Below are 25,128 nucleotides of genomic sequence, written 5' to 3' on the forward strand. Positions count from 1 at the left end.
CAGTGGGCGCCGCAGCTCCCCGATACAGGGACTCAGCGTCCCCAGCAATCCTTCGCCGCCAGACCGTCGGCCTGACCGCTGATGCTGGTGGCACCTGTCTGATCGATGCTGAAGTTGCCGCATTTGTCACCCGCCATCACTCCATCGGCTTTTGGCGTCGCGGTCAGCGAGAACCCGCTGTCGCTCAGAGTCGGAGTGATACTGTAGTAATCATTGCCGGCACTCAGGTCCGGGGCGTTGCTGTAAGCACCGGTCTTGGAGAAGTGGCGCTCAAGCTGCTGCGCCTGCTCGGTGAGCAGCACGGCAATTTCACTGCGATGGGGCTTCTTCATGTACTCGGTGATGCTGGGAAGGCTCAAGGTAAGGACCAGACCGATGATCGCAATCACGATCATGATTTCGATCAGGGTGAGCCCTTGGTTGAATCTGCGCATGGTCAAGAATCTCGCTTACTGAATTTGTCGCCACAGGATGCGCCGGCTGCCACCGCCGGTTTTTTCCACCCGAGCGCTGATGCCAGCACTGGAATCGCGGATGCTCTTGCGGGTGCCATGGGTATCCGCAACCGCAGCGTCGAGCATCTTACCGCTGAACGCTTGCAGCTCGATCAATTTCCCGCTGCCAGTGTTTGAGTCGGGGCCACCGGCCTTGAACTTCAGGGGCGTGCAGGCCACCCGCCTAGTGTCACGAACATGCTCCAACCGCCACGGAATCACACCCATGGGCTGGCCGGTACTACCTACTGCTGCACAAGGCCAGACCGGTCTGCGTGCTACGGGCGCAGTTAACTGCCGAACATAAGGAATGCTGGTTACGACTTCAGGCGCCACTGCAACCGCGCCTGGGAGCGGGCTATCGGCGGGGCAGCAAGCCTGAGCAGGTGCCCCCTGCCACAAACTGCCCAGCAACGTAGCGGCAACGGCGAGCAAAAGCCGACGACCTTTCGAGCCGGGTTCAATACTTGGCATAAATGCTCTCCAACACGCTGCGCGAATGACCGGCCAAACCCACTGCAGTCACTCGATACAAGGTGGCGGCGGTATTGATCGGCAAGTTGACCGCATCCGCAGAAGCCCCCAGGTTCTGTACCCCATAGAAACCCTCTCCGGTGGCGATCCAGGTCACGGCGGAAACACTGTTGAAGCCTGCGCTGCTGACCGCTGCAGACTCAGCGGGAGGGACACATTGAGAAGGACCGGCGCATACCGGCAAACGATAGTCATCCATGCGCACTGCGTTTTCCCCTATGCGCAAGGCGGTTTCTGCAGCCTGGAATGCGCGGTTGTTCAAGCTCAAGCTGGCGCTCATCTTTTCCTGGAGGATGGCGTTCTGCAGCGATGACAGGCCGATCATGGTCAGCAGCAGCAAGAACACCAGGCTCACCAACAGCGCCATGCCTCTCTCCCTGGAGCGCCCTGCTCCATTGACGCCAGGCATCAGGGCAACCTGTTACGCAAGGCTGCCACTAGCGTAAAGCGCTGTGGACGCACACGCTTCTGGGGATCAGCCAAGATCAGTTGCAGCCGCACGCTGCGGATACGTGCTGGATCTACCGGGTTGCGGCTGTAGCTGGAGGCGGCATTATCCGTTGCGGTACGGGCCATGCCGAAACTAACATCGAAGGCCTCGACATTATCCAACAGCACCGCCTGCTGCCTGCCCAAGCCGCTGCCCAGCATTAGTTGATGGTCCTGGAAGCTATAGAAAAGCCGACGCAAGGCCAGGACCTGTTGCCCGCTCCCCCCTTGATGAGCCCCCGAATAGACCACGGCGCTGCGCCGACAGTCGGTGACCAGGCTCCAGGTCGGCACCCCACCATCATCACCGATGTCGGCGGTGACCAAGGTCAGCTTGCGCTCGACATTGCTCCACTGAATCGGGGTGGCGGCGTAGCGGGAAAACTCCTTCGCCGTACTGCGATCACTGACGGTGCGCAGGCAACCGAAAAGTCCCGTCATGCGAATTTCCTGGAGCATCTTGCTCAGAACAAAACGCGCATCCTCCTGCAAGTAGGCCGAGGCGTTCTGGCTAAGGTAAGTAGCCTTTGTCGCGATAAATACCTGAGCCACACCCAGCACCAGTACCAGGCCCAAAGCCAGCGCCAGCATTATCTCCACCAGGCCAAAGCCATGGCTGCCCGACCTCATCGAACACCTCCCGAATCCACGGCCACACGACTGCTGAGCACCAGACTGCGCTCACTCTCCGGATGACCCTCGGCCCGGGAATCGTCCCACGTGATGCGGATGGTGTAGACCTGCTGGTTGACACCGATACTGCCCTTGGCGCTCGGGCCACCGAAGTTCGCCACGTTGCCGGCAAAATCATGCAGGTCCTGATCCCGCACATTGCCCGGGCTGCCCACGGTGGGCGTGACAACACCATAGTCGGCCGCCGCATTGGCACGGATCCGGTCAAGCATGTCGTAGGCGATAAAGCTGGCCTGGGTGCTCATCCGTGAACTGTCGGTGTACTGCAGGGCCTTGATCTGGACCGCGGCAGCCCCCAGCAGCCCCACCGAGAGAATCAACAGCGCCACCAGCACCTCGATCAGGGTCATGCCATCCTGTGCATGCCGCTCCCTCATCTTTCAATCTCCGTCACACCCCTCGGTCCATGGAGGCAACCACCGATAGCCGATGAAGCGGGATCGTGTGAGCCCGCAGAAACGATGGAAGCCAATGCCCTCGACTTCAAAGGTTAGTGCCAGAGTCAGCCCCGGGCTGCTTCTCGGAACAACCCGCAATACATTGCCCCCAGCCTCCTTGCCAACAACCCGCGCCCTTGAGACACAGGCGCAACGGCCCAGGCGCCGAGCAGCTTCAACGGCTTGAAACCCTTTGTACGCAAATACACCACCCGCCCTGGAACAGGCATCGGCTATAACGGACTGCGACTCGATCCATCCCAGAAAGGCGCTTTGATCATGTGCTCAGCGCCTACGCACGGATAGCGTGAAAGCCTCATCTCCAGGGAGGAGACACCATGCATGAAAAGGGCTTCAGCCTGATTGAACTGCTGACCGCGCTGGCCTTGCTGGCACTTTTGCTGCCGCTGTCCACGGCTGCGCTCAGTGAACTATTACGTACCAATCGACAGCAGGACGCGGCGCAAACACTCGCCAGCGGCCTGCGCAATGCACGGGCGGCGGCCATCCTGTATCAGCGCACCGCGCTGATACACAGCCTGAACGACGACTGGAGCCAGGGCTGGCGCGTCATTCTGGATGTCAGTGGCAAGGGTTTGGAGGACCCGAAGAATCCGCTGCTGATCGAACGCCAGAGCGGTGGGCAAGTGCTGATTGTGGGCAACCGTCCGGTACAGCACTTCGTGCGTTTCAGTGCCCAGGGCAATCCGTTGCTACCGAGTGGCGCTTTCCAGGCCGGCACCTTGCATATCTGCCAGGCAGACCAGGAACACAGTCGCCATCAAGTGGTGCTGTCGCGCAGCGGGCGGGTCAGCCTGCGCAGCGAAACCGCTGAGCAGGCCCTTTGCGCGGGAGTGGGCTGATCAGAGCAGGGAACGAACCCGCAGCTCTTTGGGCATGGAGAAGGTGATGTTCTCTTCGCGACCGGCCAACTCGTCGGCACCCGTGGCGCCCCAGGCCTGCAACTGCTGGATCACCCCACGCACCAGGACCTCCGGCGCCGAAGCCCCCGCAGTGATACCGATGCGTTCGACACCATCGAACCAGCTGCGCTGCAGGTCCTCGGCACCGTCGATCAGGTAGGCGGGAGTGGCCATGCGCTCGGCCAGCTCGCGCAGGCGGTTGGAGTTCGAACTGTTGGGACTGCCCACCACCAGCACGACATCGCACTCGTCGGCCAGTTGCTTGACCGCATCCTGACGGTTTTGCGTGGCGTAGCAGATATCGTCCTTGCGCGGCCCGCCGATGGCCGGGAAACGCGTGCGCAGGGCATCGATCACCCGGCTGGTGTCGTCCATGGACAAGGTGGTCTGGGTCACGAACGCCAGGCGCTCGGGGTTCTGCACCTGCAGCTCGGCTACATCCTTTTCGTCTTCCACCAGGTAGATGGCGCCGCCGTTGCTGGCGTCGTACTGTCCCATGGTGCCTTCGACTTCAGGGTGGCCGGCGTGTCCGATGAGGATGCACTCACGACCGTCGCGGCTGTAGCGCGCCACCTCGATATGCACCTTGGTTACCAAAGGGCAAGTGGCATCGAACACCTTGAGACCGCGGCCGGCGGCTTCGCTGCGCACCGCCTGGGAGACACCGTGGGCGCTGAAGATGACGATGACGTCATCCGGCACCTGCTCCAGCTCTTCGACGAAGATCGCGCCACGATTGCGCAGATCCTCCACGACAAATTTGTTGTGCACCACTTCATGCCGGACGTAGATCGGCGGCCCGAAGACTTCCAGGGCGCGATTGACGATTTCAATCGCCCGGTCCACACCGGCGCAGAAGCCACGGGGGTTGGCGAGTTTGATTTGCATGCTGTGCCTCGTGTCTTGCGCGCAAGAAGTTAGATCGTTGTAGACAGCCGATCGCCGGCAAGCCGGCTCCTACAGAATAGGGCACGGCATGCCAGCGATACGGTTAAAGCGCTTTGACGTCGATGATTTCCACGTCGAAGGTCAAGGTCTTGCCGGCCAGCGGGTGGTTGAAGTCGACGGTGACTTGAGCATCATCGAAGGCTTTGACCACACCCGGCAACTCAGTGTTCGCCGCGTCATTGAAGATCACCAGCAAACCTTCCGACAACTCCATGTCCTGGAACTGCGAACGCGGGATGACCTGCACGTTCTGCGGGTTGGGCTGGCCAAAGGCGTTTTCCGGCTCAATCGTCAGGTTGCGCTTGTCACCGGCCTTGAAGCCGAACAGCGCCGCCTCGAAACCAGGGAGCAGGTTGCCATCGCCGACCTTGAAGGTCGCCGGGGCCTTGTCGAAAGTGCTGTCTACGGTATCGCCGTTCTCCAGGCGCAATGCGAAGTGCAAAGTGACTTCCGTGTTCTGACCGATGCGTTGCTCAGTCAATACCTGTTCAGTCATGAACGGCTTCTCCGGTTTTCTTGCTCTTGAACATATCCAGGGCCAGCATCACTGCACCAACAGTGATAGCACTGTCGGCGAAGTTGAATGCCGGGAAGTACCAGCGGTTCTGCCAGTGCACCAGGATGAAATCGATCACATGGCCCAGGGCAATGCGGTCATACAGGTTGCCCAGGGCACCGCCCAGCACCAGGGCCAGGGCGATGGCCAGCCAGGTTTCGTTACGCCCCAGGCGCTTGAGCCAGACCACCAGCACCGCGCTGACCACGATCGCGATCAGGGCGAACAGCCAGCGCTGCCAGCCGGAGCTGTCCGCAAGGAAGCTGAAGGCTGCACCGGTGTTATAGGCCAGGGTCCAGCTGAAGTACTCAGGGATCACCACGATCTGCTGGTACATGGTCAGCGAACTTTCGAAGTGCAGCTTGCTGACCTGGTCAATGACCAGGACCAGCACGCTCAACCACAGCCAGCCCAAACGGCCAAAACGGCCTGCGGCGTTAGGCATAGTGACGAACCTCGCCCGAACCGCTGATGTTATCCACACAACGACCGCAGATTTCCGGGTGCTCAGGGTTCACGCCAACGTCTTCACGGCAGTGCCAGCAACGGGCGCACTTAGGGAAGGCCGACTTGACGACTTTGAGCTTGAGGCCTGGTACTTCGGTAGCCACGGCGTCTGCTGGTGCCTGGGCAAACGGTGCCAGGCTGGCGGTCGAGGTGATCAGTACGAAACGCAGCTCGTTGCTCAGTTTGGCCAAGTCGGCGGTCAGGCCATCCTCGGCAAACAGGGTGACTTCGGCTTGCAGGTTGCCACCGACGGCCTTGGCCGCACGCTGAACTTCCAGCTCCTTGTTCACCGCTACCTTGACCGCCATCACGCCTTCCCAATACTCGCGGCCCAGCTCGAAGTCGGCCGGCAGTTCGGTCAGGCCTTCGTACCAGGTGTTGAGCATCACAGACTCGTTGCGCTCGCCCGGCAGGTATTCCCACAGCTCGTCGGCGGTGAAGGCCAGGATCGGAGCGATCCAGCGCACCAGCGCTTCAGAGATGTGATACAGCGCGGTCTGCGCCGAACGACGTGCCTTGCTGTTGGCGCCGGTGGTGTACTGGCGGTCCTTGATGATGTCGAGATAGAAACCACCCAACTCCTGCACGCAGAAGTTGTGGATCTTCGAGTACACGTTCCAGAAGCGGTATTCGCCGTAGTGCTCCTGCAACTCGCGCTGCAGCAACAGGGTACGGTCCACGGCCCAACGGTCCAGGGCAAGCATGTCCTCGGCCGGCAGGATGTCAGTGGCCGGGTTGAAGCCGGTCAGGTTCGACAGCAGGAAGCGTGCGGTATTGCGGATACGGCGGTAGGCGTCGGCGCTACGGGCCAGGATCTGGTCCGACACGGCGATTTCGCCCGAGTAATCGGTCGAAGCTACCCACAGACGCATGATGTCGGCGCCCAAGGTGTCGTTGATCTTTTTCGGCTCGATCACGTTCTTCAGCGACTTGGACATCTTGCGGCCCGTCTCGTCGACGGTGAAACCGTGGGTCAGCAGTTCGCGGTACGGCGCGTGGTTGTCGATGGCGCAACCGGTCAGCAGCGAAGAGTGGAACCAGCCGCGGTGTTGGTCAGAGCCTTCCAGGTACAGGTCGGCACGTGGGCCGTTCACGTGGCCCATCGGGTGCGATCCGCGCAGCACGTGCCAGTGAGTGGTGCCGGAATCGAACCACACGTCGAGGGTGTCGCTGATCTTGTCGTACAGCGGCGCTTCGTCGCCCAGCAGCTCGGCGGCATCCAGCTTGAACCAGGCTTCGATGCCTTCCTGCTCAACACGCTGAGCCACTTCTTCCATCAGCTCGACAGTGCGTGGGTGCAGCTCGCCGCTTTCCTTGTTCAGGAAGAACGGGATCGGCACGCCCCAATTGCGCTGGCGGGAAATGCACCAGTCCGGACGGTTGGCGATCATCGAATGCAGGCGCGCCTGCCCCCAGGCCGGGACGAACTTGGTGTCTTCGATCGCTTTGAGCGAGCGCGCACGCAGGGTGCCTCCGCTGACTGGCTCTTTGTCCATGCCGATGAACCACTGCGCGGTGGCACGGTAGATCAACGGACTCTTGTGACGCCAGCAGTGCATGTAGCTGTGCTTGATAGTGTCGGATTGCACCAGTGCACCGACTTCGCGCAGCTTCTCGATGATCGACGGGTCGGCCTTGAAGATGAACTGGCCGCCGAAGAACTCCAGCGAAGGCGCGTAAACACCATTGCTCTGCACCGGGTTGATGATGTCGTCATTCACCATGCCGTACTTCTTGCAGATGACAAAGTCATCCACGCCGTAGGCGGGCGAGCAGTGAACAATGCCGGTGCCCGAACCCAGCTCCACGTAGTCAGCCAGGTACACCGGCGACAGACGGTCATAGAACGGGTGACGGAAGTTGATCAGTTCCAGCGCGGTACCGGTAGTGGTGGCGATCACCGAACCTTGCAGTTCGTAGCGAGCCAGGCACGCCTCGACCATCTCCTCGGCCAGCAGCAGCAGGCGATCGCCGACGTCCACCAGGGCGTAGGTGAATTCCGGGTGCACGTTCAGCGCCTGGTTGGCCGGGATGGTCCATGGGGTGGTGGTCCAGATGACGATGGCGGCCGGCTTGGGCAGGCTTGCCAGACCAAAAGCCTCAGCCAGCTTTACGTCGTCAGCGACCGGGAAGGCCACGTCGATGGTCGAGGACTTCTTGTCTTCGTACTCGACTTCCGCTTCGGCCAAGGCCGAACCGCAGTCGAAGCACCAGTTCACAGGCTTGAGGCCCTTGAACACGAAACCGCCCTTGACGATTTCGGCCAAGGCGCGGATTTCACCGGCCTCGTTCTTGAAGTTCATGGTCTTGTAGGGGTTGTCCCACTCGCCCAAAACGCCCAGACGGATGAATTCGGACTTCTGCCCCTCGATCTGTTCGGTGGCGTAGGCACGGCACAGTTCGCGGGTTTTATCCGCGCCCAGGTTCTTGCCGTAGGTCACTTCGACTTTGTGCTCGATCGGCAGGCCGTGGCAGTCCCAGCCCGGAACATAAGGCGCGTCGAAACCCGACAGGGTTTTCGAGCGCAGGATCATGTCCTTGAGAATTTTGTTCAGCGCATGACCGATGTGAATCGTGCCGTTGGCATAAGGAGGGCCGTCGTGCAGGACGAATTTCGGACGATCCTTGCCAATCTCGCGCAACTTTCCGTACAGGCCAATGCTGTCCCAACGCTGCAGAATCTGTGGTTCGCGCTGAGGCAGGCCGGCCTTCATTGGGAAGGCGGTGTCCGGAAGGTTTAACGTGGCTTTATAGTCGGTCATTTAAGGCTCTTCATTAGCGATTGGCGCTATGGATACGTGCCACTTGGGCACGGGCGGCGGCAACATCCGCATTGATCGCCGTCTTCAACGCCTCCAGGGAGGCGAAACGCTGCTCTTCACGCAGCTTGTGGTGGAAAACCACCGTCAAACGCCGGTCATACAGATCGCCGGCAAAATCTAAAAGATGGACTTCCAGGTGGGCCTTGCCATCACCTGCGACCGTGGGCCGCACGCCGATATTGGCGACGCCGGGCCAGGTCTTGCCGTCGATCTCGACACTCACCAGGTACACCCCGGAAAGCGGCACGCGACGGCGTTTCAACTGCACATTGGCCGTGGGCGTTCCCAGCTGGCGCGCCAGTTTCTGGCCGTGCAGTACCCGACCGGCAATCCGGTACGGACGGCCCAGCAGACGCTCGGCCAGATCGAAATCGGCAGCGGCCAGGGCATTACGAACCTGGGTGCTGCTGACGCGCAGGCCATCGAGTTCGACGGTCTGCGCCGCCTCGACGGTAAAACCGTGGGTCGCGCCGGCCTGCTGCAGGAAGTCGAAATCGCCGACCCGGTCGCAACCGAAGCGGAAGTCATCACCCACTTCCAGGTGCTGTACACCGAGGCCGTCTACCAGGATTCGCTCGACAAATTCGCTGGCGCTGAGCTTGCTCAGGCGCTGGTTGAAGGCCAGGCATAACACCCGGTCGACACCGGCATCAGCCAGCAACTGCAGCTTGTCACGCAGGCGGGCCAGACGCGCCGGGGCCGTCTCGGGGGCAAAGAACTCCCGCGGCTGGGGCTCGAAAATCACCACGCAGCTGGGCACGCCCAACTCGAGCGCACGTTCACGCAGCCGGCCCAGGATAGCCTGGTGACCACGGTGAACACCGTCAAAGTTGCCAATAGTGGCGACGCAGCCCCGATGCTGGGGGCGCAGATTGTGGAGGCCTCGAACCAGCTGCATAACGCGCTTCTTGCTCATAAAGTGGTCGATTATAACCACACCCGGCGGCCGACGACAGGCAGCACCGCACCCAATGTGGTTGAACCGACAAAACCGATGTCTGCCCTGCCCTGGTAGCTAAACAGCCGTCAGTTCAAGGCCTTGCGATTGAAGTCGCGCAAACGGAAGCCCAGCAGTGCCAACATGCCGAAATACGCCACCACCCCAGCCACCACTAGCATGCCCAGGCGCAGAAAACGCTGGAGCATGTGGCCCTGGTCCCAAGCCGGCATGAAGTGCATCAGGCCCAGCAATACCGCGGACATGACGGCTACCGCCAGCAGCAACTTCAAGGTGAATCCCCCCCAGCCGGGTTGCGGCTGGAACATCTGCTGCTTGCGCAACTGATAGAACAGAAGACCGGCATTGATACATGCCCCGGCACTGATGGCCAGAGCCAGGCCCGCATGCTTCAAGGGACCGATAAACGCCAGGTTGAGCAGTTGGGTGACGATCAGCGTAAAGATGGCGATCTTCACCGGCGTGCGAATGTTCTGCTGCGCATAGAACCCCGGCGCCAGCACCTTGATCACAATGATCCCCAGCAAACCTACGGCGTAAGCCACCAGGGCACGCTGGGTCATGGACGCGTCGAAAGCGCTGAATTCACCGTACTGAAACAGTGACACGGTCAGCGGCTCGGCGAGGATGCCCAGCGCCAGGGAGCACGGCAACACCAGGATGAAACACAGGCGCAGGCCCCAATCGAGAATCCGCGAATACTCTTGACGGTCCTTGCTAGCGTAGGTTTTGGCCAGGGTCGGCAGCAGAATGGTGCCCAGCGCCACCCCCAGCACACCGGACGGCAACTCCATCAGGCGGTCGGCGTAATACATCCAGGACACCGAACCGGCCACCAGAAAGGAGGCGAAGATAGTGTTGATAATCAGCGAAATCTGGCTCACCGAGACCCCGAGGATCGCCGGCAACATTTGCTTCAGCACCCGCCAGACGCCGGTATCGCGCAAATTCAGGCGTGGCAGCACCAGCATGCCGATCTTCTTCAGATGCGGCAGTTGATAGAGCAACTGCGCCAGGCCACCGGCCAGCACCGCCCAGCCCAGGGCCATGACCGGCGGATCGAAGTAAGGCGTCAGGAACACCGCAAAGATGATCATGCTGACGTTGAGCAGGGTCGGCACGAACGCAGGCACCGAGAAGCGGTTCCAGGTATTGAGAATCGCCCCGGCCAGGGAAGACAGCGAGATCAGCAATATATAAGGAAAGGTCACCCGGAGCAGATCGGAGGTCAGGGCAAATTTTTCCGGGGAGTCGACAAAACCCGGCGCCGTCGCCCAGATCACCCAGGGTGCAGCGATGATGCCCAGGGCAGTGACCAGGGCCAGGACCAGGGTCAGTAAGCCCGAAACATAGGCAATGAAGGTTCGAGTCGCCTCCTCCCCCTGCTGACTCTTGTACTCCGCCAGAATCGGCACGAAGGCTTGGGAAAAGGCCCCCTCGGCAAAGATTCGCCGCAACAGGTTGGGCAACTTGAAGGCAATGAAGAAGGCATCCGTAGCCATCCCGGCGCCGAACGTGCGCGCGATGATGGTATCGCGGACAAACCCCAGTACCCTGGAAAGCATCGTGATAGAGCTGACCGCGGCCAATGACTTGAGCAGGTTCATGAAAAGGTTGTTTGCCTGTAGATAAACAGCAGGCGAAAAGACGCCCACTTATGCGATACTCCGCGCCGCAACAGCACAGAGCCAAAGCTCGCGAGTTTACAGGTCAAGCGCCGGAAATAAATATCCCGCCTCTTCAGATCGACCACTCAGCGGAACGCATCAGCTGCCCTTGACAAGACTTCAACTCATCGGCATGATTCGCGGCCTATTTTGTTTGCTATTTCCCAAAAAGTCTTTCGAGGAGCTCGACGGTGGCCAACACACCTTCCGCCAAAAAACGTGCAAAACAGGCTGAGAAGCGTCGCAGCCACAACGCCAGCCTGCGTTCCATGGTTCGTACCTACATCAAGAACGTAGTTAAGGCCATCGACGCCAAAGACGCTGCTAAAGCGCAAGCTGCTTATGTTCTGGCCGTGCCAGTTATCGACCGTATGGCCGATAAAGGCATCATCCACAAGAACAAAGCTGCTCGCCATAAAGGTCGTCTGAATGGCCACATCAAGGCTCTGAACCTTGCTGCTGCAGCCTAAGCGACACGCTTGTTAAAAAACCGACCCAAGGGTCGGTTTTTTATTGCCTGCAATTTATCCCACCACAACAAGCCAGCCCCCACCAGGAGCCGGCTCGCCAGCGCTCAACAGATCACTGATGAGGCCAAGGCAGAATCGGGATCGCCGTTACCGCATTCTGCGGACTACCCTCGATCACACGATCGCTATAAACCAGATACACCAGGGTGTTGCGTTTCTTATCAAGGAAGCGCACCACCTGCATGGTCTTGAACACTAGCGAGGTGCGCTCCTTGAAGACCTCATCACCATCCTTGAGCTCACCCTTGAACGCGATCGGCCCCACCTGACGACAGGCAATGGACGCCTCGGCACGATCCTCCGCCAAGCCCAGCCCACCCTTGAGACCACCCGTCTTGGCTCGCGACAGATAACAAGTCACACCATCCACCTTGGGATCATCGAAAGCCTCGACCACGATCCGGTCGTTCGGCCCGACAAATTTGAACACCGTGGACACCTGGCCAATTTCCTCGGCCGACACCATGAGCGGCATCGCCAAGAGCAGACCCAACAATCCTTTTGCTATGCGCATTCGCTTTTCCTTAGGTCACTTACACCAGAATCAGGTTATCGCGGTGAACCAATTCCGGCTCAGCCATATAACCCAGGACACCGACAATCGCATCAGAGGGCTGACCGATGATTTTCTGCGCCTCAAGCGCACTGTAGTTGGCCAGACCACGGGCAATTTCACGCCCATCAGGCGCCACGCACACCACCATTTCGCCGCGACGGAAACCACCCTGGACCTGCTTGACCCCCACCGGCAACAGACTCTTGTTGCCCTGAGACAGGGCCGACACAGCCCCCTCATCCAGCACCAGGGTACCGCGGGTTTGCAGATGCCCGGCAAGCCACTGCTTGCGCGCCGCCAACATGCCACGCTCCGGCGACAGCAGGGTACCAATGCGCTCCCCCGCCTTCAGGCGATCCAGCACCCGCTCCAGACGCCCACCAACAATAATGGTGTGCGCCCCGGAGCGCGCCGCCAGCCGCGCCGCTCGCAGCTTGGTTTGCATACCGCCACGCCCCAACGCCCCACCGGTACCACCAGCCACGGCGTCCAGCGCCGGATCATCGGCCCGCGCCTCGTAAATCAGCCGCGCATCGGGATTGTTGCGCGGATCAGCATCGAACATACCATCGCGATCCGTGAGGATTACCAGCAGGTCAGCCTCCACTAGATTGGCCACCAGCGCCGCCAGGGTGTCGTTATCGCCGAAGCGGATTTCATCGGTCACCACGGTGTCATTTTCATTGATCACCGGAATCACCTTGAGCTCCACCAGCGCCCGCAGGGTACTGCGAGCATTGAGGTAACGCTTACGGTCCGACAGGTCGTCATGGGTCAGGAGAATTTGCGCCGTATGCCGACCATGCTCGGCAAAGCTCGACTCCCAGGCCTGCACCAGACCCATCTGGCCGATAGCCGCAGCCGCCTGCAGCTCATGCATCGCACTCGGTCGTGCGGTCCAGCCAAGGCGACTCATTCCGGCCGCCACGGCGCCCGAAGAGACCAGTACCAATTCGACACCGGCCTCATGCAAGGCCACCATCTGCTCGACCCACACGCCCATTGCCGCGCGATCCAGCCCTTTGCCGTCCGCCGTCAGCAGTGCACTGCCGATCTTAACGACCCAGCGCTGCGCACCCGTCACCTTGCTCCGCATCTTATTCAACCTTTGCCAGCGAGCGGCGCGACCGAGCGCCACTCATGGGGTTATTCGTATTTAAGCCTTGCAGATACCAAAACGCCGCTCGAATGAGCGGCGCCTTGGGAGCTGGCTGGCAGCGATGATAACACCGCGCCCGCCCAGATAAACCGTGTTCGCGGGCGAGCCCGCACCCACAGGATCAGTCGCGGACGTAGATGATTTCCGGGCCGTCCTCGTCATCCACATCTTCTTCATCCCAATCATCGTCGCCGATGTCGTGGACACTCTTGACGCCGCTGCGGCGCAGGGCACGCTGATCATCCAGCGCTTGCAACTGGGCACGCGCCTCATCTTCGATGCGCTGATCCAGCTCAGCCAACTCATCGGCGTAGGCCGGGTCAGCTGCCAGGCGATCAGCACGATCTTCCAGATAACGCATGATGTCGCGACTCAGACGCTCGGTACCATCCTTGGAGATGGCCGAAATCACATACACCGGGCCAGTCCACTCCAGGCGATCAACGATCTCCTTGACGCGCTCCTCGTGCTCCTCCTCAAGGATCTGGTCGCTCTTGTTCAGCACCAGCCAGCGCTCACGCTCAGCCAGAGACGGACTGAACTTGACCAATTCATTGACAATCACTTCAGCCGCATCCGCCGGACTGCTTTCATCCAGCGGCGCCATGTCCACCAGGTGCAGCAGGATGCGTGTACGCGCCAAGTGCTTGAGGAAGCGAATCCCCAGGCCAGCACCATCGGAAGCCCCTTCGATCAGACCAGGAATATCGGCGATCACGAAACTCTTCCAGCGGTCGACACTGACCACGCCCAGGTTTGGCACCAGCGTGGTGAACGGGTAGTCGGCCACTTTCGGCTTGGCGGCGGAAACCGAGCGAATGAAGGTACTTTTACCGGCATTCGGTAAACCCAGCAGACCGACGTCCGCCAACACCTTCAATTCCAGCTTGAGATCACGCTGCTCACCCGGTTTGCCCGGCGTGGTCTGTCGTGGCGCACGGTTGGTACTGGACTTGAACCGGGTGTTACCCAGGCCGTGCCAGCCACCCTGCACCACCATCAGACGCTGACCAGCCTTGGTCAGGTCGCCGATGACTTCCTGAGTACCGGCATCAATGATGGTGGTACCAACCGGAACTCGCAGCTCCAGATCCTCACCCTTCTTGCCGGTGCAGTCGGTGCTGCCACCGTTGGAGCCGCGCTCGGCATCGAAGTGCCGGGTATAACGGTAGTCCACCAGGGTGTTGAGGTTTTCGTCGGCAACCATGTAGATCGAGCCACCGTCACCACCATCACCGCCGTTGGGGCCACCGTTCTCGATGAATTTTTCCCGACGGAAACTCATGCAGCCATTGCCGCCGTCGCCAGCTTTTACTCGAATCGAAACTTCATCAACAAACTTCATGATCAAACGCCTCTCGCCGCACGGGCGAGCTGAAGAAACCAAGACATAAGACTCTTGCAAAAATGAGCGCAGCGACCTCAATCAACGACCGAAACATCCAACGCTGGCAGCTCGTACAAACAGTTTTGCAAGAGACTCATCCCACAAACGAAAAAGCCCCGTCGCGAGACAGGGCTTTTCCAGCGATCGCGCAATTAAGCTGCGACGACGCTCACGTAACGACGACCGAAGGCGCCTTTTACTTCAAACTTGATCACGCCTTCGATTTTCGCGAACAGGGTGTGATCTTTACCCATGCCAACGCCGTAGCCAGCGTGGAATTGGGTGCCGCGCTGACGCACGATGATGTTGCCGGCCTTGATGACCTGGCCGCCATACATCTTCACGCCAAGGCGTTTGGCTTCTGAGTCGCGACCGTTACGAGTACTACCACCAGCTTTTTTGTGTGCCATGAGTTCAATTCTCCTAGTGAGGAATTAGGCTGAAATTAAGCCTGAATACCGGTGATTTTGATCTCGGTGAACCACTGGCGGTGGCCCATACGCTTCATGTGGTGCTTACGGCGACGGAACTTGATGATGCGGACTTTATCGTGACGACCTTGGGAGATCACTTCAGCCTTGACGGTTGCGCCAGCAACAACAGGTGCACCGATGTTCACGTCGTCGCCATTGGCAACCAACAGAACGCGGTCAAAAGTCACGGATTCGCCAGTGGCGATTTCCAGTTTTTCGATCTTCAGGTATTCACCTTCAGCGACCTTGTATTGCTTACCGCCGGTAACGATTACTGCGTACATGGTATTTCTCCGATAATCCTGCTCACCCAGCTCTTTATAAGAAGAGGTATTGGCTGGCATGGCTGCATGGGGCTGGAACGGCCCAAGTGCAATTGCGTAAGGCAGGTGCTGCCCAGGAAGTTCAGGGTGCGCGATTGTACGCAAGGCACAATAGCGATGCAAGTGCCGTTCAGGCGGCGCGGAGTCCCGCCAGGACCGCGCCTTGACACCTGCGGACGCGGGTCCTAGCATGCCGCGCAACCCTTCTGGAGCACCTGTCGCTGATGCAACCCCAAGCTTTCTACCGCGCGGTGGCGGACGATTTTAGCGCCGTCGACGGCATCATCAAGAAACAGCTGACTTCCCGAGTGCCGCTGGTTTCAAAAATCGGCGACTACATCACTTCGGCCGGAGGCAAGCGCCTGCGTCCTTTATTAGTGCTGCTGTGTGGCAAGGCACTGGGGCGCGAAGGCGACGATTTGCGCCTGCTGGCTGCCACCATCGAGTTCCTGCACACCGCCACCCTGCTGCATGACGACGTAGTCGACATGTCCGGCATGCGCCGTGGCCGCTCGACCGCCAACGCCATGTGGGGCAATGCGCCCAGCGTGCTGGTGGGAGACTTCCTGTACTCTCGCTCGTTCGAAATGATGGTCGAACTCGGCTCGATGCCAGTCATGCGCATCCTGTCCCAGGCCACGCGGATCATCGCCGAAGGCGAAGTCCTGCAACTGTCCAAGGTACGCGACGCCAGCACCACCGAAGAAACCTATATGGAAGTCATCCGCGGCAAGACCGCGATGCTCTTCGAAGCCTCAACCCACAGCGCTGCCGCCCTGGCCGGTGCCACAGCGGAACAGGCTGAAGCCCTGCGCACCTTCGGCGATCACCTGGGCGTAGCCTTCCAACTGGTGGACGACCTGCTGGACTACCGTGGCGACGCCGAAACCCTGGGCAAGAACGTGGGTGACGATCTGGCGGAAGGCAAACCCACCCTGCCGCTGATCTACACCATGCGCGAAGGCACCCCAGAGCAAGCAGCTCTGGTTCGCCAGGCCATTCAGAAAGGCGGTATCGAAGACCTGGAAAGCATCCGTGCAGCCGTTGAAGCCTCGGGCTCCCTGGACTACACCGCACAACTGGCCCGCGACTATGTCGCTCGTGCCATCACTTGCCTGGAAGCCCTGCCTCCCAGCGAATATCGCGATGCCCTGGTGGAGCTCAGTGAATTTGCGGTCGCCCGCACCCACTGACAGCCTCGGCTCCTACTGACCCGTAGGAGCCGGGCCACCGACGAAACTCCCTACGCCCCCCTCCCCAACAAAACCCTATACAATGTGCGCTTTTTAGCCATCCTGACTTTGAGGAGCTTAAGTGAGCACTTTGCCACCCTGCCCAAAATGCAATTCCGAATACACCTACGAGGACGGCACCCAGCTGATCTGCCCTGAGTGCGCCCACGAGTGGTCCGCCAGTGGCGAAGCCGAGGCCGCATCCGATGAAGCCGTGAAAAAAGATTCAGTGGGCAATGTGCTGCAAGACGGCGACACCATCACCGTCATCAAGGACCTCAAGGTCAAGGGCACGTCCCTGGTGGTCAAGGTCGGCACCAAGGTCAAGAACATCCGCCTGTGCGATGGCGACCACGACATCGACTGCAAGATCGATGGCATCGGCCCGATGAAGCTCAAATCCGAGTTCGTCCGCAAAGTGTGATGCCTACCCCCTCTCGCGCCCGCCGCGAGAGGGTACCCCCCAATCCCCCCGCCCCACTTGATCCAAGCACTTGCTAGCACAAAGCCAGTCGATTTGATCGAAAACAATTTCTACACAGAAAAAGACAGAAACCGCCAATAGGCACTTGCTATTCATTGAATAAGAATTATTCTCATTGAACCCCATTCAAGGAGATAACGACCATGACTTATTTGATTGATGCCTGGCTGGACCGCCCACACCCTTACCTGCGAATCCTGCATCGGGAAACCGGGGAAGTCTGTGCGGTACTGGAAGAGGAAGCCCTGAGCGAGCTGCAGGACCAGGGAGATCTGGACCTGAACGGCTTGAGCTCCAGCGAACCGCTGGTACTCAAGGAATTGGTGCGCAACCTGTTTTTGTTCTGCTACGCCAGAGCCTTGCGGCCGACCGGAACCGATGGCCACAGCCTGAGCGCAAAGATCCGTCTATGAAACCCAAGCCGATGAAGGGGCAAGCTAACTGGCGATGAACAAAGTGCAATGCGCTACCGTCATCGCCAGCTGGCTGGCTCCTACACAGGTTACAGAACGTCCAGCAGCTCGACGTCGAACACCAGAACGCTGTGCGGCGGGATGCTGCCCACGCCTTGTGCGCCGTAAGCCAGTTCGCTCGGCACGTACAGACGCCACTTGCTACCGGCGTTCATCAGTTGCAGCGCTTCGGTCCAGCCAGCGATCACGCCGCCTACCGGGAATTCAGCAGGTTGGCCGCGCTCGTAGGAGCTGTCGAATACAGTGCCGTCGATCAGGGTGCCGTGGTAGTGAGTACGCACGCTATCTTCACGAGATGGCTTGGCGCCATCGCCCTGGGTCAGCACTTCGAATTGCAGGCCGGAAGCCAGAGTGGTGATGCCTTCACGCTTGGCGTTTTCTGCCAGGAAGGCCAGACCGGCACCTGCAGCAGCTTCGGCTTTGGCAGCGGCTTCAGCCTGCATGATTTCGCGGATGACCTTGAAGCTCGCGGACATCTCTTCCTGACCCACACGGCTTGGCTCACCGGCGAAAGCATCAGTCAGACCCGCGAGGATCGCGTCCAGGCTCACGCCCGGTGGAGGGTTGTCGCGCAGTTGGTCGCCCAACTGACGGCCAATGCCGTAGCTGACGCGGGTTTCGTCGGTGGACAGATTTACTTCGGACATGACACTGCTCCGCTGTGCGGACGGCTCGGGAAAGGCCGCAGGAACACAGCGCCTCCCGGAGCGCCCGGAATCAAAAGGGCGAGCAGACTAGCACAGAAGCCCGGCACGGATCATCGCCGTACAGGGCCTTACCCCCCCGAGTGCAAGGTGATGGGCACTTTCAGGCTTTCCTCGACACCCGCGGACAAACCACACATCTCGTCATGCACTGAGGTGTGAATCAGGTTGAACGGCAACCTGGGAAAGGACTGCAGGACTTCACGGGCATGCTCCACAGAGCGCAGATGAAACATCTGGCCCTGGGCATCACTCAGAGGATAAGCCGCCCCATGCATGCGCGCCTCAAGCAGATAGATCCCGCCCTCCAGGGAGATCAGGTTCAATTCGTCGACCTTTCCGGCAATAGCGTAGGCATTCATTTCCTGCAGGTTCATGAGCGCACCTCGTGCTTTTACAGCCCTGACAGCTACAGGCATATGCCCCAGCCAGGAAAAGCACAAGCCACAAACAACGCCGCCCGTCCGTTTCGCAACGGCCGGGCGGCATTCAATCAAGCAGCGGGACCTGTCAGTGCTTGGTCAGCTTGTCCAGGTAACCCATGGCAAACGCCGAAATCACGAACGTCATGTGAATCACCACGTACCACAACAGGTATTCGGTGGGGGTGTTCTTGGCGTCCATGAACACTCGCAACAGGTGGATCGACGAAATCGCCACGATGGACGCGGCCACCTTCATCTTCAACGACGACGAGTCCATCTTGCCCAGCCAACTGAGCTTCTCCTTGTCTTCGTCGATGTCCAGTTGCGACACGAAGTTCTCATAACCGGAGATCATCACCATCACCAGCAGGCCACCCACCAGCGCCATGTCGATCAACGACAACAGCACCAGGATCAGGTCGGACTCAGCCATGGAAAACACATTGGGAATGACGTGGAAGACTTCCTGGAAGAACTTCAATGCCAGTGCCAGCAGGCCCAGGGACAAACCGAAGTAGATCGGCGCCAGCAGCCAGCGTGAGGCATACATTGCATTTTCGATAAAACGTTCCATTGAATCTCGCACCCGGTGTAAAAACGGCGGCGAGTATATCAGCGCCCGAAAACCCCATAAACCACAGACAATCACCTGACCCACGGGTTTTTCCGGTGGTTTTTTCTGCTAGTGTCGAAGCCATTGCTAACGCTCACCGACATTGGACAGGAAGACTGGAAATGGATGTGCGATTGCCTTTGGCCAGTGTCGGCCTTGGTCTGGCGCTGCTGATCAGCGGCTGTTCCCCCAGCGACGAAAAGAAACAGGCGAGCCTCGAAGAGAAAACCGCACAGTTTGAACAGTCGCTGGATGCCATCCAGGACCCTAAGCTCAAGGACGCCATCGCCGATCTTGGCGGCTCCCTTCTGCTGCTGGAACGGGCACAGCTCAAGCTCGACAGCAAGCCACTGGAAACCGAATACGGCGACGACAGCCTGGCCCTGCTCAAGCACTACCCCACCGCCCAAGCTCTGGTGGACACCTACGTCAACGGTCTGTTCGTACTGCGCAAATCCTCCAGCTCCGACTATTTGACCGATCTGCAGCCAGTCTTCCCCTTCAGCTTCAACATGCCCGCACAGTTCCCGTTTCCCCACGGCCTGGAATGGCAGTCGGTGACCCTCAGCAACAAAAAAGTCATCCCCTTCCAACCCGAATGGTCAGAGACCGATCCGGGTATCCAGCTAAGCCCTTCCAGCTCCAACCTGACCAATCCGGATGACTTGACCATCACCTACCCCTTCATCGAGGGCCTGGAGGTGGACAACAAGAACCAACCGCAGCCGGTTTCCCTGCAAGGCAAGCTGGAGGTGATAGCCCCAGGTCGGGTACTCGATTTTGAACTGACCAGGGCCGACATCGGCAAACCGCGCCAGGACGGCAATATCCGCCTGACCCTGTTGACACTGGACAGGAACGTCGCCGAGATCGAGCTGAGCAATAGCGCCCCCCTTCCCGAAGAAGCCAACGATGCTTCCCTCAATCCCTTGCTGACCCAGGCCCGCGACAGCAGTGGACAGATTCTTTCCCGCGCCGGCTCGATCAACGAAAGTGCCCAGCAGATTGCCTTCTACAGACAGCAGTTGGCCGAGATGCAAAAGCAGAAGGGGTGGAGCGAGGCATTCGAAAAACAACTGGAGGACGAGCAACAGGTCTTCGACCAACAACACACCAATCATTACGCCAAGGTGTATTTCAATGGCCTGGTGGATCGGCTGGAGGTCGCAGTACTGGATTTCTCCCAGGCCAGTGTGACGCGCAAGGACCTTGACCTGCCGGTACATCGTTTCGACCGCAATACCACCGACAGGAATATTCAACCGCTGCCAATGCCGGTGGTGGTCTATGACGATCAAGCCACCCACTACCTCAAGGGCGCACAGCTGGACGAAGAGTCACTGAAAAAATCCGTGACCATCAGCCAGTCGGTGGAAGATGCCAGCGCGGCGCGTATCGAGTTCAGCCATCCACGAACCTTCAATGACGAGTTGCTGGGCTCGGAGTTCAGCACCAGCAATACCCCGCTGACCTTCTTCACCCAGAACGAGAAGGGCCAGAGGGGCGAACCGATCGAACTGCCGGACGAAGCCTTCGACATCGATCCATTGCGGAGCGTCATCACCTACGACCTCAACCTTTTTCCGGAAACCCCCGCCTACGCCGTGGGCTCCATTCCTCTGTTCCTGGCCACCATCGAGAAGAGCAGCATCAACGCTCAACAGCTGCCCAAAGGCCTCGAACTCAAGGGCAACGCCTTGATCGTCGATCAGAAACTCTTTCCCGCTGACGCCTGGCGCTTCTATGCCAAGGACGCCAGCGGCCAATACTTGAAGGAGATTCTTGCAAGCAGCCACAGCGCCTCGGCCGACGGTCCGGCCTTGTTCGATGTGCACTACTTCTACGGCCAGCCCAGCCAATTGGAAAGCTACACCCGCAGCGAGCTCGACACTGTGGAATACGGCTTCGAGGTCAAACTCGAAAAAGCCGAGTCGGCGCCTCCGGCCCCCTAGGGATCAGTGTTCGGGATGGAACTGGAAATCACCGGCATTGCGTCCCCGCTCACCATTGATCTGACGTAACTGGGCCTGCAGATGCAGGCACCAGATCTGTGGATCATCGGCCAGCTGATAGCCGTGGGTGGTCAGGCTTTCAACAATCGAATCAAGGATCGACTCCGCCACCACAGGCCCACAGAACGGGCCCTGGGATTTGATCGCTGAGGGTTGTTCACCCGCCATTCCGGCGGCGAAGAGAAGGGTCCACATACCGTTGTCCCCCGCCAGTGGGCGGACGCTGCATTCGATACGGGTGACCAGGCCAAGGCATTGGCGGGTGAGGCAAAGGTTGCGCGACATGGCGGCGACCCTCGGTAGAACCACTGTTCAGCCTTCAGTAGAGGGCTGTTTCGATCCAGCGACGACTGTCGTTCTCCTTGCCCTGAGAATAGAAGAAAAGCCTGATAAACAAAGTTGACCGATCCAACAGGCGCCGAATGGTCTATTTTGAGAAATTGGCGTCAGCCCCCTGACGCCACTGGCGAGGATCAGTGCCCTCGCCAGCAGCCACCGTCACGCCGGCTTGGTCTCTGTCAGAGCCTCTTGCGCCAGTTCCTTTTCCGCTTCTTTCAGGTCTTCTTCGCTGATCATCTCGGCAATGACCCGCAGGCGCTCCACCACCCGCGCGTTGACGCTGCCTTCGGGGAACTGCCCTTCGGCATCCGGTTCACCCGCCGGCTCGCCCACCAGCAGACTCAGGGCCTCATCAGCCTGACGCACCGCGTACACGTGGAACTTTCCGGCACGTACTGCCTGCAGCACCTTCTCGTCGAGCATCAGAGTGGCGACGTTGGCCTGGGGAATGATCGCGCCCTGCTCTCCCGTCAAGCCGCGGGCTTCGCACAGGCGGAAGAAGCCTTCGATCTTCTCGTTGACCCCGCCCACGGCCTGCACCTCACCGAACTGGTTGATCGAGCCGGTGATGGCGAAACACTGTTTGAGCGGAGTTTTCGACAGCGCCGAAATCAACGTGCAGGCCTCCCCCAGGGAAGCACTGTCGCCGTCCACATAACCATAGGACTGCTCAAGGGCAATGCTCGCGGAAATCGCCAGGGGGAACTCCTGGGCATAGCGACTGCCCAGGTAACCGGTCAGGATCATCACCCCCTTGGAGTGGATGGGCTGGCCAAGATTGACCTCACGCTCGATGTCGACGATGCCACTGCCACCGGGGTAGACCGTGGCGGAAATCCGCGCCGGCACGCCGAACGCCGAATCCCCCACTTCCAGTACAGTCAGGCCGTTGCACTTGCCCACGGCGGCACCATCGGTGTCGATGAGAATGATGCCGGCCAGCATGTCATCGAGAATCCGCGCCGATACCCGACCGGTACGAGTGGCCTTGGCCTTCAGCGCCCTTTCGATATGCCCGGCGTCAGTCATCTCGTCGGAAGCCAGGTGGCGGATGAAGTCGGCCTCGCTGACCAATTGGAACAGGTCGCCGATCCGCGCCGACAGACGCCCCTGGTGCTCTGCAAGACGCGCACTGTAAGTGGCCAGGCGCGCTACCGCATCAGCGGTCAGCGGGGCCATGCCCTCCTCCGAGGTGCGGGTTTTCAGCAACTGGGCAAATTGCTCCAGGCTTTCATCCACCATCGGGATGTCTTCGTCGAAGTCCACCAGCACCCGAAACATTTCCTGGAAGTCCGGATCCAGGTCCTGCAGCGTGTAATACAGCTGGCGAGCACCAATGATGATGACCTTGACCTGCAGCGGAATCATCTGCGGCGTCAGGGTCACGGTGGCCAGACGACCCATCTCGCCCAGGGGCGACTCCATCTTCAGCTTACGCGACTGCAAGGCGCGCTTGAGGGCGTCCCAGACAAAGGGTTCGCTGAGCATCTTCTCGGCTTCCAGGATCAGGAAGCCGCCATTGGCTCGATGCAGTGCACCGGGACGCAACTGCCGGTACGTGGTGTAGAGCGCGCCCTGGTCGGTGCTGTACTCGATCCGGCCGAACAGGTTGTCGTAGGTCGGATGAGGCTCGAACACCACCGGAGCGCCGCCACTGGCCGGGTGGCCCACCACCAGGCTTGGGCAGTACTGCTCTTCCAACAACTTGCGTGCCACCGCATCGGTCTTGCTGTCGTCAACCAGTTGCTCGACCACAGTCTTCAGCAGATAGACCTGCATGGCTTGCAAGTAACCGCAGACCGCAGCGTTCTCGGCGTACTTCTCGGACAGTGGCGCCAGCAACGGCTGCAGAGCCAGGGTGATGGTTTCTTCATTGAGCTGACGCAGTTGGTTGCTCGACTCGCGCTTCCACTGCGGCAAGCTCGCCAGCTCTTCATTAAGGCGCTCTTCCAGAGCGGAAATATCCTCGTGAAAACGCTCGCGATCAGCCTCCGGCAGTTGGGCGAACTCGGCTTCGTCCAGGGCCTTGCCATCGAGCATCGGGGTAAAGGCGATATTGCTGCTGTCGCGGTACAGCGCCACATCCTTTTCCAGGGCCAGGCGCTCGATCACGTCCAGCGCGCGGTCATAACGCTGGTTGAAGGCGCGGTCGATGGCGCTCTTCTTCTGCTGATAGGACGGATGCTCGAAGACTGCCGGGAACGTCGCCAGCAGGTTATCGATCAAACCGTTGATGTCGCTGATGAAACTGCCCGCGGCACCGGCCGGTAGTTCCAGCGCCCGAGGCTCCCGGGGCTCGTCGAAATTGTTGACATAGACCCAGTCAGACGGGGTCTGCAGGCGCTTGCCTTCAGCCTTCAGATAGCGCTTTACGAAAGAGAAGCGTCCCGTGCCCGGTTCACCCATGACAAACACGTTGTAACCGGGGCGTGGCATGGCGACGCCGAACTGCAAGGCTTCGACCGCACGTTCCTGGCCAAGCACACCGCGAAAGGGCTCCAAATCATTGGTGGTCGAGAAGCTGAACTGTTCAGCAGAAAAAGGGCGGGTCAGCGCTTCAGGCGCAAGACGCAGGCTGGCAGCAACAGGATCAGGCATCGGGCTTCCTTACATCAGGCGGGGCAGATGGCGGCATTCTGGCGCCGGGTATGCCCGGCTGGCAAGGCGCGCCTCAGGGGAAAGCATAGACAAGGCGGATGCAGCTACCCGTCCCATGTAAAACCAGCTGTTTCAGGCATTGTTTTGTAAAATTCTACGGAACCCATGGAACATGCCTAAACTCCAAACTGCGCGGCTGGATAGATAACCGGCCCACTGGCGCCCCTAAGGGCCAGTCTCCCCCGTCCATTGGTATGCACACAAAGAGAACAACGCTATGAAACGGATTCTTCTCGGTACTCTTTTCACCGCTGTATCCCTCAACGCCATGGCACAAGCACCCGGCGGTCCGGATTGCGGTTGGGGCAACATGCTGTTCGAAGGTCAGCGTGGCACTCCAGCGCACTTCCTGGCGTCCACCACCAACGGCACCTCCGGCAACGCGACCTTCGGCATGACTTCCGGCACCAACGGCTGCTCCACCAATGCGTCACTGACTTACGGTGGTAAATCCTGGTTCGCCATGAACGGCATGATGAACGAGCTCTCCGAAGACATGGCCAAGGGGCAAGGCGAAGCCTTGACCACCTACGCCGTGGTACTCGGTGTCGCTCCTGAAGACCGTGCGCACTTTGCTGCGGTCACCCACGAACACTTCCAACAGATCTTCAGCAAGGCTGACGTGACCGCGGAAGATGTGCACACCAATACCCTGGCCGTGTTGAAGAACGATGCGCGCCTGGCGAAATACGCCACTCCGGCTTAAGCTCGACCCGCCCGCTCCCCCCCGGG

The 25,128-nt window shown here is 59.7% G+C and carries 28 protein-coding genes; 7 read left to right on the forward strand and 21 right to left on the reverse strand.

The annotated features are described in order from the left end of the window. Positions 1 to 32: 32 nt before the first annotated feature. The 5 genes from ACSSVC_RS31080 to pilV form a co-directional block, all read right to left on the reverse strand. Positions 33 to 434, reverse strand: a complete 402-nt coding sequence (locus tag ACSSVC_RS31080) for a type IV pilin protein (RefSeq protein ID WP_402895105.1) — start codon at positions 432 to 434, stop codon at positions 33 to 35. Between the two features lie 15 nt (positions 435 to 449). Next, positions 450 to 722, reverse strand: a complete 273-nt coding sequence (locus tag ACSSVC_RS31085) for a hypothetical protein (RefSeq protein WP_492611842.1) — start codon at positions 720 to 722, stop codon at positions 450 to 452. A 232-nt stretch (positions 723 to 954) separates the two neighbouring features. Continuing rightward, on the reverse strand, positions 955 to 1,395 hold the full coding sequence (locus tag ACSSVC_RS31090) for a pilus assembly PilX family protein (protein ID WP_492611843.1): 441 nt from the start codon (positions 1,393 to 1,395) through the stop codon (positions 955 to 957). 41 nt (positions 1,396 to 1,436) lie between these two features. Next, positions 1,437 to 2,147 (reverse strand): PilW family protein, encoded by a 711-nt coding sequence (locus ACSSVC_RS31095; RefSeq protein ID WP_492611844.1) that lies wholly within the window; start codon positions 2,145 to 2,147, stop codon positions 1,437 to 1,439. Next, positions 2,144 to 2,587 carry a type IV pilus modification protein PilV gene (gene pilV, locus ACSSVC_RS31100; RefSeq protein ID WP_404937699.1) on the reverse strand — a complete coding sequence of 148 codons (444 nt, stop codon included), beginning with the start codon at positions 2,585 to 2,587 and terminating at the stop codon, positions 2,144 to 2,146. The genes ACSSVC_RS31095 and pilV overlap by 4 nt, the downstream gene beginning before the upstream one ends. A 398-nt stretch (positions 2,588 to 2,985) precedes the next feature. On the opposite strand from pilV, the gene ACSSVC_RS31105 reads away from it, so the two are divergent. Then, positions 2,986 to 3,510: a GspH/FimT family protein gene (locus ACSSVC_RS31105; protein WP_492611845.1), complete on the forward strand. Its 525-nt coding sequence runs from the start codon at positions 2,986 to 2,988 to the stop codon at positions 3,508 to 3,510. On the opposite strand, the gene ispH is transcribed toward ACSSVC_RS31105, so the two are convergent. From ispH to murJ, 6 genes are all read right to left on the reverse strand, one after another. Next, positions 3,511 to 4,458 (reverse strand): 4-hydroxy-3-methylbut-2-enyl diphosphate reductase, encoded by a 948-nt coding sequence (gene ispH, locus ACSSVC_RS31110; protein ID WP_102865452.1) that lies wholly within the window; start codon positions 4,456 to 4,458, stop codon positions 3,511 to 3,513. Between the two features lie 103 nt (positions 4,459 to 4,561). Then, positions 4,562 to 5,014, reverse strand: a complete 453-nt coding sequence (gene fkpB / locus ACSSVC_RS31115) for an FKBP-type peptidyl-prolyl cis-trans isomerase (RefSeq protein WP_123724475.1) — start codon at positions 5,012 to 5,014, stop codon at positions 4,562 to 4,564. Next, positions 5,007 to 5,519: a signal peptidase II gene (gene lspA / locus ACSSVC_RS31120; protein ID WP_123724474.1), complete on the reverse strand. Its 513-nt coding sequence runs from the start codon at positions 5,517 to 5,519 to the stop codon at positions 5,007 to 5,009. Before lspA ends, fkpB begins: the two co-directional genes overlap by 8 nt. After that, positions 5,512 to 8,343 (reverse strand): isoleucine--tRNA ligase, encoded by a 2,832-nt coding sequence (gene ileS, locus ACSSVC_RS31125; RefSeq protein WP_492611846.1) that lies wholly within the window; start codon positions 8,341 to 8,343, stop codon positions 5,512 to 5,514. Before ileS ends, lspA begins: the two co-directional genes overlap by 8 nt. A gap of 13 nt (positions 8,344 to 8,356) precedes the next feature. Next, a complete protein-coding gene (gene ribF / locus ACSSVC_RS31130; protein WP_346635990.1) occupies positions 8,357 to 9,301 on the reverse strand; it encodes a bifunctional riboflavin kinase/FAD synthetase in 945 nt (314 codons plus the stop codon). 128 nt (positions 9,302 to 9,429) lie between these two features. Further along, complete coding sequence (gene murJ, locus ACSSVC_RS31135; RefSeq protein WP_346635989.1) at positions 9,430 to 10,968, reverse strand: murein biosynthesis integral membrane protein MurJ; 1,539 nt, start codon at positions 10,966 to 10,968, stop codon at positions 9,430 to 9,432. 251 nt (positions 10,969 to 11,219) lie between these two features. On the opposite strand from murJ, the gene rpsT reads away from it, so the two are divergent. Then, positions 11,220 to 11,498, forward strand: coding sequence for a 30S ribosomal protein S20 (gene rpsT / locus ACSSVC_RS31140; RefSeq protein ID WP_016967023.1), 279 nt, complete (start codon positions 11,220 to 11,222; stop codon positions 11,496 to 11,498). A gap of 112 nt (positions 11,499 to 11,610) precedes the next feature. Here the strand turns inward: rpsT and ACSSVC_RS31145 are convergent, their stop codons facing one another. From ACSSVC_RS31145 to rplU, 5 genes are all read right to left on the reverse strand, one after another. After that, positions 11,611 to 12,072, reverse strand: a complete 462-nt coding sequence (locus tag ACSSVC_RS31145; RefSeq protein WP_346635988.1) for a CreA family protein — start codon at positions 12,070 to 12,072, stop codon at positions 11,611 to 11,613. A gap of 19 nt (positions 12,073 to 12,091) precedes the next feature. Beyond that, positions 12,092 to 13,210, reverse strand: coding sequence for a glutamate 5-kinase (proB, locus tag ACSSVC_RS31150; protein ID WP_492611847.1), 1,119 nt, complete (start codon positions 13,208 to 13,210; stop codon positions 12,092 to 12,094). Positions 13,211 to 13,394: 184 nt separating this feature from the next. Then, positions 13,395 to 14,618: an Obg family GTPase CgtA gene (gene cgtA, locus ACSSVC_RS31155; protein ID WP_123724470.1), complete on the reverse strand. Its 1,224-nt coding sequence runs from the start codon at positions 14,616 to 14,618 to the stop codon at positions 13,395 to 13,397. Between the two features lie 194 nt (positions 14,619 to 14,812). Beyond that, positions 14,813 to 15,070 carry a 50S ribosomal protein L27 gene (rpmA, locus tag ACSSVC_RS31160; RefSeq protein WP_003228360.1) on the reverse strand — a complete coding sequence of 86 codons (258 nt, stop codon included), beginning with the start codon at positions 15,068 to 15,070 and terminating at the stop codon, positions 14,813 to 14,815. Positions 15,071 to 15,105: 35 nt separating this feature from the next. Continuing rightward, entirely contained in the window at positions 15,106 to 15,417 is a 312-nt protein-coding gene (rplU, locus tag ACSSVC_RS31165) for a 50S ribosomal protein L21 (protein ID WP_007924746.1), read from the reverse strand. A gap of 263 nt (positions 15,418 to 15,680) precedes the next feature. Between rplU and ACSSVC_RS31170 the strand changes: the two genes are divergently transcribed. From ACSSVC_RS31170 to ACSSVC_RS31180, 3 genes are all read left to right on the forward strand, one after another. Then, positions 15,681 to 16,649, forward strand: a complete 969-nt coding sequence (locus ACSSVC_RS31170; RefSeq protein WP_123724469.1) for a polyprenyl synthetase family protein — start codon at positions 15,681 to 15,683, stop codon at positions 16,647 to 16,649. A gap of 121 nt (positions 16,650 to 16,770) precedes the next feature. Continuing rightward, positions 16,771 to 17,112, forward strand: a complete 342-nt coding sequence (locus tag ACSSVC_RS31175; RefSeq protein WP_016967028.1) for a zinc ribbon domain-containing protein YjdM — start codon at positions 16,771 to 16,773, stop codon at positions 17,110 to 17,112. A 203-nt stretch (positions 17,113 to 17,315) separates the two neighbouring features. Continuing rightward, entirely contained in the window at positions 17,316 to 17,585 is a 270-nt protein-coding gene (locus ACSSVC_RS31180; protein WP_123724468.1) for a PA4570 family protein, read from the forward strand. A gap of 89 nt (positions 17,586 to 17,674) precedes the next feature. On the opposite strand, the gene bamJ is transcribed toward ACSSVC_RS31180, so the two are convergent. From bamJ to ACSSVC_RS31195, 3 genes are all read right to left on the reverse strand, one after another. Then, positions 17,675 to 18,292, reverse strand: coding sequence for a BamJ family beta-barrel-assembly machinery protein (gene bamJ, locus ACSSVC_RS31185; RefSeq protein WP_346635987.1), 618 nt, complete (start codon positions 18,290 to 18,292; stop codon positions 17,675 to 17,677). Positions 18,293 to 18,420: 128 nt separating this feature from the next. Next, complete coding sequence (locus ACSSVC_RS31190) at positions 18,421 to 18,726, reverse strand: DUF6482 family protein (RefSeq protein ID WP_446440429.1); 306 nt, start codon at positions 18,724 to 18,726, stop codon at positions 18,421 to 18,423. Between the two features lie 133 nt (positions 18,727 to 18,859). Then, positions 18,860 to 19,348: a TIGR00645 family protein gene (locus tag ACSSVC_RS31195; protein WP_015637095.1), complete on the reverse strand. Its 489-nt coding sequence runs from the start codon at positions 19,346 to 19,348 to the stop codon at positions 18,860 to 18,862. 161 nt (positions 19,349 to 19,509) lie between these two features. Here ACSSVC_RS31195 and ACSSVC_RS31200 point away from each other — a divergent pair, with 161 nt between their 5' ends. Beyond that, positions 19,510 to 21,339 carry a hypothetical protein gene (locus tag ACSSVC_RS31200; RefSeq protein ID WP_346635985.1) on the forward strand — a complete coding sequence of 610 codons (1,830 nt, stop codon included), beginning with the start codon at positions 19,510 to 19,512 and terminating at the stop codon, positions 21,337 to 21,339. Positions 21,340 to 21,342: 3 nt separating this feature from the next. Here ACSSVC_RS31200 and ACSSVC_RS31205 read toward each other — a convergent pair whose 3' ends face one another. Both ACSSVC_RS31205 and ACSSVC_RS31210 read right to left on the reverse strand, forming a co-directional pair. Continuing rightward, positions 21,343 to 21,684 carry a PA4575 family protein gene (locus tag ACSSVC_RS31205; protein ID WP_123724465.1) on the reverse strand — a complete coding sequence of 114 codons (342 nt, stop codon included), beginning with the start codon at positions 21,682 to 21,684 and terminating at the stop codon, positions 21,343 to 21,345. 213 nt (positions 21,685 to 21,897) lie between these two features. Beyond that, a complete protein-coding gene (locus tag ACSSVC_RS31210; RefSeq protein ID WP_346635984.1) occupies positions 21,898 to 24,336 on the reverse strand; it encodes a Lon protease family protein in 2,439 nt (812 codons plus the stop codon). 277 nt (positions 24,337 to 24,613) lie between these two features. Here ACSSVC_RS31210 and ACSSVC_RS31215 point away from each other — a divergent pair, with 277 nt between their 5' ends. Further along, entirely contained in the window at positions 24,614 to 25,102 is a 489-nt protein-coding gene (locus ACSSVC_RS31215) for a DUF3015 domain-containing protein (protein WP_011063564.1), read from the forward strand. The last annotated feature ends 26 nt before the right edge of the window (positions 25,103 to 25,128 follow it).

It is taken from the genome of Pseudomonas sp. E1BtOHC1 (genome assembly GCF_058744285.1).